At 64.6% G+C, this 14,395-nt stretch carries 12 protein-coding genes and 1 pseudogene; 4 read left to right on the top strand and 9 right to left on the bottom strand.

Annotation, left to right across the window (positions count from 1 at the left end; translation table 11 throughout):
• The first annotated feature begins 23 nt into the window (after positions 1-23).
• From AUL38_RS11035 to AUL38_RS11020, 4 genes are all read left to right on the top strand, one after another.
• Entirely contained in the window at positions 24-956 is a 933-nt protein-coding gene (locus tag AUL38_RS11035) for a phosphate/phosphite/phosphonate ABC transporter substrate-binding protein (protein WP_059062157.1), read from the top strand.
• Positions 957-997: 41 nt separating this feature from the next.
• Entirely contained in the window at positions 998-1,858 is an 861-nt protein-coding gene (gene phnC / locus AUL38_RS11030) for a phosphonate ABC transporter ATP-binding protein (RefSeq protein ID WP_059062156.1), read from the top strand.
• Positions 1,855-3,597, top strand: coding sequence for an ABC transporter permease (locus tag AUL38_RS11025; RefSeq protein ID WP_059062154.1), 1,743 nt, complete (start codon positions 1,855-1,857; stop codon positions 3,595-3,597). The genes phnC and AUL38_RS11025 overlap by 4 nt, the downstream gene beginning before the upstream one ends.
• Positions 3,598-3,676: 79 nt before the next feature.
• Positions 3,677-4,849, top strand: a complete 1,173-nt coding sequence (locus tag AUL38_RS11020) for a zinc-binding dehydrogenase (protein ID WP_059062152.1) — start codon at positions 3,677-3,679, stop codon at positions 4,847-4,849.
• Positions 4,850-4,951: 102 nt separating this feature from the next.
• Here AUL38_RS11020 and mnhG read toward each other — a convergent pair whose 3' ends face one another.
• The 9 genes and pseudogenes from mnhG to glsA form a co-directional block, all read right to left on the bottom strand.
• Positions 4,952-5,491: a monovalent cation/H(+) antiporter subunit G gene (mnhG, locus tag AUL38_RS11015; RefSeq protein WP_083506806.1), complete on the bottom strand. Its 540-nt coding sequence runs from the start codon at positions 5,489-5,491 to the stop codon at positions 4,952-4,954.
• Positions 5,484-5,792 carry a monovalent cation/H+ antiporter complex subunit F gene (locus tag AUL38_RS11010; RefSeq protein ID WP_059062150.1) on the bottom strand — a complete coding sequence of 103 codons (309 nt, stop codon included), beginning with the start codon at positions 5,790-5,792 and terminating at the stop codon, positions 5,484-5,486. The genes mnhG and AUL38_RS11010 overlap by 8 nt, the downstream gene beginning before the upstream one ends.
• Positions 5,789-6,349: a Na+/H+ antiporter subunit E gene (locus AUL38_RS11005; RefSeq protein WP_059062148.1), complete on the bottom strand. Its 561-nt coding sequence runs from the start codon at positions 6,347-6,349 to the stop codon at positions 5,789-5,791. The genes AUL38_RS11010 and AUL38_RS11005 overlap by 4 nt, the downstream gene beginning before the upstream one ends.
• On the bottom strand, positions 6,342-8,000 hold the full coding sequence (locus tag AUL38_RS11000) for a Na+/H+ antiporter subunit D (protein WP_059062146.1): 1,659 nt from the start codon (positions 7,998-8,000) through the stop codon (positions 6,342-6,344). The genes AUL38_RS11005 and AUL38_RS11000 overlap by 8 nt, the downstream gene beginning before the upstream one ends.
• A complete protein-coding gene (locus tag AUL38_RS10995; protein ID WP_059062144.1) occupies positions 7,997-8,449 on the bottom strand; it encodes a Na(+)/H(+) antiporter subunit C in 453 nt (150 codons plus the stop codon). Before AUL38_RS10995 ends, AUL38_RS11000 begins: the two co-directional genes overlap by 4 nt.
• A complete protein-coding gene (locus AUL38_RS10990; RefSeq protein ID WP_083506805.1) occupies positions 8,446-11,337 on the bottom strand; it encodes a Na+/H+ antiporter subunit A in 2,892 nt (963 codons plus the stop codon). Before AUL38_RS10990 ends, AUL38_RS10995 begins: the two co-directional genes overlap by 4 nt.
• A 175-nt stretch (positions 11,338-11,512) precedes the next feature.
• Positions 11,513-12,436: an MFS transporter gene (locus tag AUL38_RS17785; RefSeq protein ID WP_235590695.1), complete on the bottom strand. Its 924-nt coding sequence runs from the start codon at positions 12,434-12,436 to the stop codon at positions 11,513-11,515.
• 6 nt (positions 12,437-12,442) lie between these two features.
• Complete coding sequence (locus AUL38_RS17780; RefSeq protein ID WP_255355611.1) at positions 12,443-13,069, bottom strand: MFS transporter; 627 nt, start codon at positions 13,067-13,069, stop codon at positions 12,443-12,445.
• A 60-nt stretch (positions 13,070-13,129) separates the two neighbouring features.
• Positions 13,130-14,175: pseudogene (glsA, locus tag AUL38_RS10980) on the bottom strand (glutaminase A).
• Between the last annotated feature and the right edge of the window lie 220 nt (positions 14,176-14,395).

Raw genomic sequence — 14,395 nt, 5'->3', positions numbered from 1 at the left:
CATACGAAAGGTTCGTCCCCCACATGCGCAAGCCCCGCGGCTCAGCTCTCCTCGCATTCTCCGCCGCCGCTGTCCTGGCCGGTGTGCTCAGCGGTTGTTCCGCCGCCGCGCCCGCTGGCGATGCCCCCGCAGGCGAAGCCTCCGGTTCAGGGTTCGCCGTAGATGAGAGCACACTTGTCTTTGGCGTCGTCCCCGACTCGGTCGACACGGAGACCAACTACCAGCCCCTCATGGACTACCTCGCGCAGGAGACCGGCAAGCAGGTCGAGTACCACGAATCGACCGACTACGCCGCCCTCATCGAGGCATCGATCGCGGGCAAGATCGACGTCGCATCGTTCTCCGGTTTCACCTACGTAACAGCGAAGAACCAGGGCGCGGAAATCACTCCGATTTCCTCGATCACGACGACCGAGGGCGCAGAGCCCGGTTACTTCTCGCAGGCGATCGTACCCAAGGGAAGCGATATCAAGACCGTCGCAGACATGAAGGGCAAGAAGGTCTGCTTCGTTGACCCGTCGAGCACCTCGGGCTACCTCTTCCCCAGCTACAACCTGCTGAAGAACGATGTCGACCCTGAGGCCGACGTCACCCCGATCTTCGCCGGCAAGCACGATGTGAGCGTCCAGAAGGTGGGTGAAGGCGTCGAGTGCGAGGCCGGATGGGCTGAGGACAGCGAGGTCGAGAAGAGCGACAAGGTCGAGGTGATCGACGAGACCATGGTGCCGGGCGCACCCATCGTTGTCTCCGACGCCCTCCCGAAGGATCTTGTCGCGCAGATCACCGACCTCCTCGCAGAGGTTTCGGCCGACGAAATGGTTGATGCCGGCATCGAGTCTGCCGCTTCGGAGGCGTTCCGCAGCGTGTTCTTCGAGACCACGCCCGTCGACGACGCGTACTACGACACCGTCCGCGACATCTGCAAGACCACGAATGCCAGCCAGTGCCAGGGCTAAGCAGCTCCTGCCCCTGATCTGACAAGCGAAAGACACACACCATGACGACTTCCCCGATCCCCACGGTCTCCGTCACCGGGCTCACCAAGCGCTACGACCAGACCACCGCGCTGAACGGCGCCAGCCTGGAGGTGAACCGCGGCGAGCTCGTGGTGCTCCTCGGGCGCTCCGGATCGGGGAAGTCCACCCTCCTCCGGCATCTGAACGGACTCGAGGCACCGTCGGAGGGCAGCGTCCGGGTGCTGGGCGAAGAGGTGTCCTCGCTCCGCGGGCGGAACCTCCGCAACCTCCGCAGCCGCATCGGCTTCATTTTCCAACAGTTCGAACTCGTCCCGTCGCTCACCGTGCTCGAGAACGTGCTCACCGGCTCGCTCGCGACCATCGCGGGCCCGCGACTCGGCCTCATCGGCTACGGCCGCGCCCGTCGCGAAGCCGCTCTCGGTCACCTCGACCGGGTGGGACTGCTCGCCACCGCCTACCAGCGGGCCGACACGCTCTCCGGGGGCCAGCAGCAGCGCGTTGCGATCGCACGTGCCCTCATGCAGGAGCCCGAGATTCTGCTCGCGGACGAGCCCGTCGCATCGCTGGACCCCGAGTCGAGTGAGCAGGTTATGACGCTCATTCGCGACATCGCCGTCGACCGCGGACTCACGGTCGTGTGCAGCCTGCACCAGGTCGACCTTGCCCTCTCCTGGGCTGACCGCATTGTCGGGCTGCGCGCCGGCGAGGTGGTGCAGGACACGCACACCGTGAACCTTACCCGCGAGGAAGTCATGGAGATCTACGGCCGCGTCTCGACCACGACGGCCGAGTTCGAGGCGCTCACGAGCGAGCTCGAGACGCCTGGACACCTCGCCCGCGTCGCGAAGGATCTCGCCGAGGCGGAGGCGATCCGGCTGTGAGCCTCGCTTCCCCCCTCGCTCGAACCGGCCTCGGGGCCGCGGCTCCAGCGCACGAGCGCGCGCCCAGGCGACGTGTCTCCCCCGAACGGATCGCGGCAGCGCTTACCCTCGTCGCGCTCTTCATCGCGTCCGGCGTCGCGCTCGTTGGCATCGACCTCTCGCTACCAAAGATGCTCGAGAGCTGGAGCAACGCCGAACGTTTCTTCGGCCGCATCGGCGGCCTCTCCTTCCCGCCGGCTGGAGAGCTCCTCGCTCTTACCGGTCTCACTGTCGGACTCGTGCTGTGCGGCACGCTTCTTGCCGCAGTGCTCTCAGTACCGGTCGCGATCATCTCGGCGTCGAACACTACGCCTGGCCGTGGGTGGCGCGTGTTTGGTCGGTTCTTGGGCGTCTTTACCCGCGCCGTGCCCGATGTGGTGCTCGCGATGGTCTTCGTGCTCATGTTTTCCCTCGGTTCGCTGCCCGGCATCCTCGCGATCGGTATCCACTCCATCGGGATGATCTCGAAGATGTTCGCAGACGCCATCGAACAGATCGACGAGGGTCCGCGCCTCGCGATCCGCGCCGCAGGAGGCAACCGCTGGCAGGAGTTCGTCTCGGGGATCCTCCCCCAGGTGCTCCCGTCCTGGGTCGCGACGATCCTGCATCGCAACGACATCAACTTGCGTGGCTCCGTAATTCTCGGCTACGTCGGCATCGTCGGCCTCGGCCGCGAGATGAGTTTCGCGTTCAAGTCGATGAACTACTCACTCGGCATGGGCTACGCCCTCGTCATCTTCGCGCTCTGCATTCTCATGGAGATTGTGTCGAGCGCGGTGCGAGCAAGCATGCTGGGTCAGCAGCCAACCGGCCGCGGTATCGGAGACCGTCTCGTTCGCCGCTTCGGGTCTCGGCGTCCGTCGGCCCGGCGGGCGATGCCCGTCGTCGCGACCGCGGGTCCGACCACCGTCGCAGCGGCCATGCGCCGCCCGTGGGATGCGGCCCGCCGCAGGAACACGGCCTGGCTCACACTCGGCGCGCTTGTCGTGCTCGCGAGCGTACTCGTCACGAACATCCAGTGGGGTGACCTGCTCACGTTCTGGACGAAAATCCCCCCGGTGGCAGTGCAGTTCTGGCCGCCAAGCTTCGGCAATTACGAGGCAAGCACGATGTTCGGGGCGATGGGCGAGACCATCGCAATCGCACTCGCTGCGACCGTCCTCACGCTTGGCGCTTCCATCGTCATCGGCTCGTTCGCCGCACGCAACGTCGCCCCGAACGGCGCGATCCGCGGCTTCAGCAGGTTCCTCCTCGTCGTGATCCGTGGCATCCCCGAAGTGATCCTCGCGATCGTGCTCATTGTGGTGACCGGTCTCGGCGCACAGGCCGGAACGCTCGCCCTCGCCATCGGCGGCGTCGGACTGCTCGGTAAGCTCATCGCCGACTCCTTCGAGGAGGTCGATTCGGGCCCCGAGCGCGCGCTCGCGGCTACCGGCGCAACGCGCACGCAGGTGTACGCCGCCGCCACCGTGCCGCAGGGAACGCGCGCGCTCATCGGCCACACGTTCTACCTGCTCGACACGAACATTCGCGCGGCAACGATCCTCGGCATCGTCGGCGGCGGCGGCATCGGCTACTACCTGCTCAACGCAGGCCAGGGCTCAAACTACGGCGTCGTCACCGCGATTGTCGCGATGATCCTCGTCACGGTGCTCGCAGTCGAGGGGCTCGCGATGTGGATGCGCCGCGTGTTCCGCTAAGCACCGACGCCCCACCGCCGACTCTACCCACCCGTGTGGGCGGCTACCGCTGCCGCCCACACGTCGAAAGGATCACGCTGTGACCCAGCACACTCACGCCTCAGGCACCACCGCAGCGGCAACCGCTGTCACACCGGCAACGTCCGTCTCAGCCACCGCGATGGTCTGGAGCGCCACCGCGCGCCCGCACGAGGCTCGGCTGATCAGCGAGGTCCGGCTCGGGCCGGGTGACGCGCTCGTGGAGCTCGAGTACGCGACCGTCTGCGGCTCTGACCTCCACACCGTCTCAGGCAGGCGCAGCGCGCCCGTCCCCCTCGTCCTCGGCCATGAACAGCTCGGTCGGGTCGTCGCCGTCGGCGAAGGCACGCTCACCGCCGCTGGTCTCCCCCTCGCGGTCGGGGATCGCGTCGTGTGGTCGCTCACCGTGAGCTGCGGTGACTGCGACAGGTGTCAGCGCGGCCTCACCCAAAAGTGTCGCGCCCTCCGCAAGTACGGGCACGAACAGTTCACGCCTGAATGGTCGCTCAGTGGCGGCTTTGCCACCCACATGCAGTTGCTCGCCGGCACCACGATCGTCACGATCTCAGACGATCTTCCCCCGGAGGTCGCCGCTCCCCTGACGTGCGGCACGGCAACTGCCGTCGCCGCGCTCGACCATGCCGCGCAGATCACAGACCTCGACGGCGCCACCGTGCTCGTCACCGGCGCAGGTCTCGTCGGGCTCACAGCCATCGCCATCGCCACCGATCGCGGTGCGCGCGTGATCGCGGCCGACCCCAATCCGCAGCGGCGTGCGCTCGCGGAGCGCTTCGGCGCAGCACACACCGCGGATCCCACGCTGCCGGATACTGCTCCGGGCTCGCTGCACGACGCCCTTCGGGAGCTGGGAGCAGAAGAGGGCGTTCACGTCGTCATCGAGGCTTCGGGCAACGCTGCCGCCGTCGCACAGGCCATCAACACGCTCGACCTTGGGGGCGTCGCTGTGCTCGTCGGAAGCGTTCATCCGGTAGGGCAGGTCCCGATCGATCCTGAGTCGATGGTGCGCGGTCTCCGGAGCATCCGCGGCCTCCACAACTACACCGCCGCGCATCTCGAGCAGGCCGTCGAGTACCTCCTCGACCGGCACGGCGCCTACCCGTTCCGGGAACTCGTCGGCGCCGAATTCTCGCTCGCTGACATCGACAGCGCCATTGCCTTCGCTGCAACCGGCGGAACTGTGCGCGTCGGCATCCGCCCCGTTAGCCGCGTCTAAGCACTCCGCCGAGGGCGCAGCGAGCGCACACCGCACTGCGCTCACTCGCCCCGGTACTCACCAGCTCAGCTCGAGCCCAGCTCAGCTCAGCTCGAGCCCAGCTCAGCTCAGCTCGGGGTCGTTCCCGGGAGGCTCAGTCTCGAACTCGCCCCGCTCGCCGCGGAGCCGCTCGGCTCGACGCTGCACGATCGCGTCATCCAAGACGCGGTTCTGCCCCGCACGGTCAAGGCCAGCGAGCTCCCTGTCGCGCGCCTCCTCGGCGAGCGCCTGCTCGCGATCCTGATCTGCAGCCCGCGCGGTCGCCCTCGCGACTGCGGGACCAAGCTCGTCGACGAGAATGATCTCACCGTCGAGCTGGCCCGTTCGGTAGGCGGCACGACCGACCATGTGTGCGGCGGTCGGAGCCGTCAGCGCTTGGAACACGAAGACCGGCACCAGGGCAAGAAAGACGCCGAGGGATCGCTCGTCAATAGCGACGGCAGCGATCACGAGCAGGAGCCCAAAGATTTGGGGCTTCGTTGCCGCGTGCAACCGACTCAACGAGTCAGTGAAACGGAGCAAACCCACGCCTGCGGCGGCCGACAGCAGCGCCGCCAGCACGAGACAGACGAGCGCCGCGATATCGAGAATCTGATCAAACATGGCCAGCCTCTCCCGTCGTGTCACTGACAGCTTGCTCGTTCCGTCGCTTCACGTACCGCGACACGACGATCGTCGCAAACGTCGCGGTCGCGGCGATCGCGACCATGATCGGGATCGAGTCCGTATGTCCGCGCGCGACCATGTCGGCGCCGAGGGCAAGAATCACGGTCGTGAGGAGCACGTCAGAGGCGACCATCCGGTCGAGAATCGTCGGGCCGCGCACGATCCGAACGAGCGCAGCGAGCGCGGTGAAGGTGAGGCCGATCCCCACAATGAGGAACATGATCTTCTCAAACGTCATGGCCGCACCGCCTTCACTTCTTCTTTGGATCCGAGCGTGAGAATCAGGAGGCGTTCGATCGTCGCGACGTCGTGCCGCATCTTCGTGATCGCCTTCTGCGATGGCGTGTTGAGCACGTGCAGATAGAGCGTGGACCCGTAGCGGTCGACCTCGGCGACGAGCGAACCCGGGATGAGCGAAATGGTGAGACCGACGATCGTGAGAATAAAGTCGGAGCTCGTGCGCAGCCGCACGGCAATGATCGAGGTTTTCGGCACGGGCCCAGGCCGCACGGCGAGCCACGCCACTTCGAATGACGCCCGGGTGAGGTTCCACAGGAAGTACCCGACGTACCGGAGCGCGTACCAGGGGTTAAAGCGGCCAGCGAGCGCGACAGGCGGCAGATAGAACACGCGCATCATCACGATGGACACCACGAGACCGCTGACGAACGACAACAGTGAGACCTCTTGCCAGAGCATCATCCAGAGCACGACAAGGCCCACGAGCAGCGGGAGCTCGTGGAAGCGAACGATCAGCTCCATGCCCGTCACCGAGCGAGGTGCGCGCCTAGCCATCAGTGTCCTCCCCCGGTGCGGTGGTCGAGCCGCTGCCGCCGTTGGGCTGCTCGCCGTTGAGAACGAGGCCCGCGAGCTTCTCGGGCGCCGCGAGATCTTCGCCTGCGCGTTCCGCGTAGGCGAAGAGCGGGCCTGCTGCGAACGTGAGCACGAGGCTCACCCCGATCATCCCTGCGGTCGCCGCGATCATGAGCTTCGGGATTCCCCGCTTCTCCTGTGTAGGGGCCGCGTCAGGTGCATCCTGGAGCCGCTCGATCATCGCTTCCTCACGCTCGCGGAGCATGAGTGCCTCGGTCGAGGGAGCCTTGACTGGCTCGGCAGCTGGGGCGGTCACGGGCTTCGGGCGCCAGAACGCGAGCACCCAGGCTCGCGCAAGCGCGTACAGCGTGAGCAGCGATACGAGCGCGCCGATGCCGATGAGCCAGTAGGCCCCTGGCTCCTGGAGATCCGCCGCGGCGGTGAACAGCCCGAGCTTGCCGAGGAACCCTGAGAACGGTGGGATCCCGCCGAGGTTGAGCATCGGCACGAAGAACAGCACCGCGATGACCGGCGCACTGCGCATGAGCCCGCCGAGCCCCGAGAGTGACGTCGTGCCGCCCTGTCGCTCCATGAGCCCGACGGCGAGGAACAGCGTCGTCTGCACAATAATGTGGTGCGCGATGTAGTAGATCGTGGCGGAGAATCCGGCGGCGTTCGCAATCGCGATGCCGAAAATCATGTACCCGATGTGGCTGATCAGTGTGAAGGAGAGCATCCGCTTCACGTCGAGCTGCGAAATCGCCCCAAGGATGCCGACGATGAGCGTCAACGCGGCGATCACCATCAATAACGGATCGACGCTCGACTCGGGAAAGAGCATCGTCTGCGTCCGAATGATTGCGTAGACGCCGACCTTCGTGAGGAGCCCCGCGAAGACCGCGGTGACGGGCGCCGGAGCCGTCGGGTACGAGTCAGGCAGCCAGAAGGCGAGCGGGAACACCGCCGCCTTGATGCCGAACGCGATGAGCAGTGCGAGATTGAGGATCAATTGGAGATCACTCGGAAGCTCAGCGATGCGGGTGGCAAGCTGCGCCATGTTCACGGTGCCGGTTGCCCCGTAGACGAGACCAATCGCCGCCAGGAACAGGATCGACGAGACCAGTGAGACAACGACGTAGGTAACGCCAGCACGGATCCGTGCGGCGGTGCCGCCGAGGGTAATGAGCACGTAGCTCGAGACGAGGAGGATCTCAAAGCCGACGTAGAGGTTGAACAGGTCGCCGGCGATGAACGCGTTGAAGACGCCGGCGCCGAGCACCAGGTACGTCGGGTAGTAGATGGAGACGGGCGTTTCCTCGTCGCCGTCTGCGAGGCCCTGGCCGATCGAGAAGATGAACACCGCAAGCAGCACGACCGCGGAAACGGCGAGCATCAGCGCCGAGACGCGATCCACGACGAGCGAGATACCGTAGGGCGCCGCCCAGCCGCCAACCTGCATGACGAGCGGCCCCATGCGATCCACCACGAACATCAGCGTGATGCCCAGCGCGGAGCTCACCGTGAGCGCGACGAGCGTGATGCCGCGCTGCAGCGACCGGTGGCCCGGCACCGCAAGCGCGAGCGCTGCCGCCACAAGCGGAATGAGTACGACAATCGGCACGAGGAATGTCACTTGCGGGCCTCCTCGGTCTCGTCATCGGGTACGTCTTCTTCGAACTCGGGGGCATCCTCGAGGTCTTCGTCGGTGACCTGTTCGGCGGTGAGCTTGTCGGCACTACCGATCGCGAGATCGTCCTCGTCGTCTTCAACGTGATCGTCGCTCACGCGCGCAAGGCGCCACGAGCGGTAGATGAGCGCGAGGAGGAAAGCGCTCACGCCGAAGGTGATCACGATCGCCGTGAGGATGAAGGCCTGCGGCAGCGGATCGCTGATCTCCTCGTCACCACCGGCAATCGGCGAAGCGCCGAAGTCTCCCGACATGAGGAAGATGAGCAGGTTGGTTGCGTTCCCGACGAGCAGGAATCCGAGCATGATTCGGGTGAGGCTACGGTCGAGGAGCAGGTACACCCCCGCGACATACATCACGACCATCACGGCAACGAGCACGAGTGGCATTGTCATTTGGCGACCTCCTCTGCGAACTCTGCGTCGTCGGCTTCCTCGTGTTCGTCAATCTCGGCCCCGAGGCTGCGTAGCACGTCGAGTACGAGCCCGAACACCACGAGGTACACGCCAATGTCGAACAGCGTTGACGTCACGAGCGGCAGCGTTCCAAACGGGCCGAGGTCGACATCGACCCAGCTCGAGGCCAGCGCCGGCTGCCCGAAGAACAGCGGCACGATTGCCATCGTCACGGCAAGCGCAAGGCCGATCCCTAGGATCCGCCCGGCATCTAGGGACACCGTGGCCCGGAGTTCGTGCCTGCCCCCGGCAAGGTAGCGCGCCACGAGCGCAAGGCCCGCGACGAGACCGGCGGCGAACCCACCGCCCGGAGCATTGTGCCCGGAGAGCAGCAGGAAGACCGAGAGGATCAACAGTCCGTGGAACACGAGCCTGACGACTACCTCGAGGATGATTGAGCGGCGATCCGGCCGCAGGTTCGACCCCGCAAGGAGCCAATTCATGCGGCTCGCCGGATCCTCTGGGTCCGCGACGCGCAGCAGCTGCGCACGGGTCGCGTTGCGCGCCTCGCGGCGACTCAGGTGTGGGCTGTGGTCGACACGAGTGTTCACGAACACGAGCGAGGCGACCCCCGTTGCCGCGGCGAGCACGACGGAGAGCTCGCCCATCGTGTCCCAGGCGCGAATATCGACGAGCGTCACGTTCACGACGTTGTAGCCGTGGCCGCCGGCGACAGCGAGCTCCGGGAAGCCCAGGGAAATCGGGTCGGCGACGCGCGCGCCAAGGGACACCACAGCGACCGTGCCAAGCACGAGGCCAACTCCGAGTCCAAGCGCGAGCCGGAAGAAACGCGTGGTGCGCCGCGACCGCTCCGCCATGTGCGCGGGGAGTCGGCGGATCACGAGCACAAAGGCAATGAGCGTCACCGTCTCGACGAGTAGCTGCGTGAGCGCGAGATCGGGGGCCCCGTGCAGGGCGAAGATCGTCGCCATACCGTATCCGGTGACACCGACGAGCAGACCTCCCTGGAAGCGTGTGCGCGCGCGCATCGCGAAGAGCGCGGCGACGATCATCACGATGGCGATCGGGATATCCACCGGGCTCGAGACCAGGGCAATCTCGTCAGGCCACTGCTGCACCGACAGGACTGTGCCGCCCAGCGTGACGACCACAACAGTGAGGATCACCGCCAGATAGAACGGGAGGGAGCCGCGCTGTGTCACCGACGTGAGCTTCACCGCGATCGTGTCGAGCATGTGCGTTGCGAGCCAGTACGCGTGTGAGCCCGAGAATCGTTCCGATGCCGGCGGGAGCGTTGTCGCGATTCGCCGCGCGGGGAAGAAGAAGGCCACACCGAGGACAAGGATCACCGTCGAGAGCAAGAGTGGGACGCTCAAGCCGTGCCAGAGCGCGAGGTGCTCCGGCTGCCCCAAGGGGCTGACGGGTACCGCACCGCGAACCAGCGGATCGAGCAGCGGCGCGGCCACGCCGTACAGCACCGCGATCGCAGCGAAGAGCGCAGGCGCGACCACGATCCCGGGCGACACTTTCACCTCGATCGGCGTCTCAGCCACTCCTGGCTTCGATGAGAACGCACCCCACAGGAACCTGCACATGTACGCGACCGTCAGGATACTGCCGATCACAGCCAACGCGAGCGCAACATAGGCTGCTGGCTGCACATGCCCGACCTCGAGCAGCTCCGCAAACGCGGATTCCTTGGCGACGAACCCGAAGAAGGGCGGCACACCGGCCATCGAAGCGGCCGACACAATCGCGACGACCGTGAGCACGCGGAAACGGCGGCCGATACCGCTGAGTCGTCGCAAGTCGCGAACGCCCGTCGAATAGTCGATCACGCCAACTGACAGGAACAGTGGCGCCTTCGCAACGGCATGTGCGAGCAGCAGCACGAGACCGGCGAACGTCGCTCGTGGATCGCCGACGCCGATAATCATGACGAGGAAGCCGAGCTGACTCACCGTGCCGTGTGCCACGATCAGTTTGATGTCGAACTGCCGCAGCGCACGGAAGCCACCGAGCAGCATCGTAATGCCGCCGAGTATCACCAGTGTCCAGCGATAGCCGGGGATGTCGGCAAAGGGCTCGCTCATGCGCGCAACGAGATAGACCCCCGCTTTGACCATCGCAGCGGCGTGAAGGTAGGCGCTCACCGGTGTCGGGGCGGCCATCGCGCCTGGGAGCCAGAAGTGCAGCGGGAAGATTGCCGACTTCGAAATAGCGCCGAGCAGAATCAGGTACACGGCAACCGTGACAAGCGTGCCTTCGGGTGGATTCGCGATGAGCTCGGAGAGCAGCGGCGTGCCGCTCACCTGCACCATCAGCACGAAGCCCACGAGCATGGAGAGCCCGCCCAGTGTGGTGATCATGAGGGCCTGCAGCGCGGCTGAGTTCGCGGTGCGCAGTCGTGCGACGTGGCCGATGAGCAAGAAGGAGAAGACAGTGGTGGCTTCCCAGAAGACGAAGAGCAGGTAGACGTTGTCGGCAACGACCAAGCCGAGCATACTCATGGCGAAGCCCATGAACACTGCCGCGAACCGAGGAATACCGAGCTCGGCATCGTCGAAGTAGAACGCGCAGTACAGCAGCACGAGGGCGCCGGCGCCGGTGACTAACAGCGCAAATAGGGCCGATAGCGGATCCAGCCGCAACGTGAGACCAACGTCAAGTTGCGGGATCCAGTCGAGATGCTCGACGAGCACCTCTCCTCCGAAGGCCGAGAACGAGAGCGATACGAAGACTGCGAAAGCGCCCGCCATGACGGCCGCGAGCAGGAGGAAGGCTTTACGTCCCAGCCGCTTGGTGAGCGGGTGGGCAATGAGAGAAACGAACGCGAGGAGGAGAATGACACCCATCATCGCGCCCATTGGCTGCCTACTTTCGTATCTCGTCTATCTTCGGCCCAACTGACAGTTTATCTGAATGCGGCTGTGCGGCATGCCGATGCTAGGAATCTCATCTGAACTTCTCCACACACGACGGGGAGACGGTAAGCGTGTAGTCACGCCCACCGTCTCGTCCGACGTACACCATCATCGGTTGTTACTCAGGAATCTCTTCTGGCCGGTAGCGCGGGAGCCGGGACGCAGGTAAAGCAGCAATCGCGCTCACACCAGCCAGGAGCAGGAAGCCCAGCTTGAGCGTGCGCAGACGCTCCCCCTCATGAAGCTCGACGGCGGCCGTGATCTGCGACTCTGACGCATCGGTGCCCGCAAGCACGCTTCGCAGGTCGTCGTTGCTCACGAAGTTCACGTTGCCAAGGTCCACCTGTTCCACCAGCTCAGCGGGCAGATCTGGATGCCGCTCAACTGACTGTGTCACCCCGAAAGTCAGCGTCGTCACGAGCACAGCTCCCATGACGGCGGTGCCCACCGCGGATGCCAAGTTTTGCGTCGTCCCGCGGATCGATCCGACGTCGCCGGCAAGCTCTTTAGGGACGGCCGTTACCAACACGTTGAAGACAAGGGTGACGAGGGCGCCCTGACCGATGCCGAACGCGATCAGTCCGACGATAGTCGGAAGAGTCCCCCAATTGTTTGTCGCAACAAGCGCGAGCCAGAGCAGCGCAACGGTCGTCAGGCCAAAGGCAAACAGCGCGATCGTTCGCGGCTGGAACCGCTTGTAGAAGCGCACAATGAGTGTCGCGGTGACGAAGACGGTGAGGTTGAATGGCATCATCGCGAGTGAGGTGTCAAACGGTGTGCGGCCTTGCACCACTTGAATATATGTCGGAACAGTGAAGTTGATCGCCGCCTCCATCGCGACGATCACGAACATGGCATATACGGCAGCCCGCTCGGTCGGATTCCGGAGCACATCGAGATCGACGAGCGGCACACGACCTTGGCGCTTACGTGCCCGGGTGCGCATGAAGAACAACTGGCCGAGCACGATGCCGACGACGGCAAAAATGGGCGCGGGAGAGAGACCGAGGAACGAGAACGGAGCTGCTTCACTCGCGTGCACGATGCCTCACCCGTTGAGGTTGTTGAAGCCGAGCGTGAGGAGAACGATTGCGCCACCGATGAGGGAGGAAGCGACGAGGTCGATCCTCACCGAACGGTCGCCCCGGTCAGAACGCAGTGTGAAACTCAGCACGAACACGGCAAGCGCGAGAGCGAGCGTAATGCCGAAGACCGGTCGCCATCCGACAAAGGTGCCGAGCGTGCCTCCGATGAGGAACGCGCTGACGCCTGAAAAGGCGCGCGCTGAGCCAAGCGAGCCCACCGCAGTCGCCTGCTGCTCGCCCTTATAGTTTTCGGCAATAAGCGCGACGAGTGCGGGAACAATGATCGCCGCGGCTGCTCCAGCGAGAACCTGCCCGGCGATTGCCCATGCCACCGTCGGGGAAAGAATCATCATGACTGACGAACACGCAAACACCACGATAACGACGCGAAAGATCTTGACCCAGCCAACGCGCTGGCCCAGCTTGGCGCCCATCATGACGAGTGCCGCGACGGCGAGCCCGCAGACAACGATCGTTGAACTCGCGACCGTTGGTGGAACACCGAAGTCCTGGACCATCCCGCCGAGCGAAATCGGCAGGGCGGCGACGTTGAACGACATCAGAACTTGGGCGAGAAACAGGCCGACCATTGGCCCCCAGGAACGGCGTTCGCCGCCCTATACGACTGAATTACTGTGAGCAACCATGATCTACAGTTCCTTCCGACTTGCTGCGGGCGATGCCGCTGCGCGCGCTGCTGCAACGCGAGGGGTTGAAGCAAAGAGGTACAAGCCAAGCGCTCTCGAGAGGAAAGCACAGACCCGCTGCCCGCGGACACTGTTCCCCGCCGCATCAAGCGGAGGAGAATACACGGCGAGGGCCCCCTTACCCGGCGACACCGCCAGGATCCCGCCCGATACTCCTGACTTCGCAGGCAATCCGATTGCAAAGAGCCACTCCCCGAACGCTCATACATTCCGCAAGACGCCAACACCGAAAGTGTGTCGCGTGCAGCTTGCGCGGACCCCACCCGGTCACCGGTGACCGGGTTTACGCCGCCATCACCGAGGGTGGCGCCCATGACCGCGAGGTCAGCAGTAGTGACAGAGAGCGCACACTGTTTGGTGTAGGTCGACACCACTCCAAGCGCATCCTGATCAAGTCGGCCGTAGCTGCTGAGCAAGTGCGCTATCGCGCGATTCCGCTGGTTGGTGACCATCTCCGATCCGAAGACCTCCTCATCGAGGAGAAGGTCGCGCCCGCCGAAAGCGGACAAGCCGCTCTGGATCTTCTCCCAGGCGGCTGCAGCGTCAGCGTCGACTAAGCCAGTGGTCGCTATCGCCCCAGCATTCACCATCGGGTTCATCGGGCTCCCGGCGTTGAGCTCTAGCGCCACAACGGAGTTGAATGGCAGACCAGTGTTATTGACGCCAACGCGTTCGTGCACCACCTCGTGGCCTAACGCATCACACACCAACGCATAAACAAACGCCTTTGAAATCGATTGGATAGAGAAAGCGTGGGCACTCGCACCCAGAGCATGACCACGACCGTCGGCAGTGACGAGACTGATCCCAAACAAGTCCGGGTCGGCGGCTCCCAAGATCGGAATGTAATCCGCCACCTCGCCGTCGCGGGCGTCCCTGTAGCGCGCAAACGCGTCCCCGAGCAGCGAATCGATCTCACCGGGGTGGGAAGAGCCCCGGTAGAAACAAGCTGAGTGACATCCTGCACGTCTGCTTCGAACACGCAGCATCACGTCCTAGACGTTCAATAGCGAATTCATGTTGCATACAGAATGGCAAACAACATGCGTCCCGCGCTAGAACCAAAATCTTGGAGCGAACAGTTTCGCCAACCCCCGCGTAATTCCGCGGAATTTGATCAGCAAAATGTGTCCTGAAATGACGAAAGGCCCGGAGCGCAATTGCTCCGGGCCTTCCCCAATAAATGTTCGGCGGTGTCCTACTCTCCCA

The sequence above is a fragment of the Leucobacter sp. G161 genome (assembly GCF_001482305.1).
Classification (GTDB): Bacteria; Actinomycetota; Actinomycetes; order Actinomycetales; family Microbacteriaceae; genus Leucobacter.
Note: the sequence above shows the minus strand (reverse complement) of the source record. Positions and strands in the feature narration are given on the sequence as shown.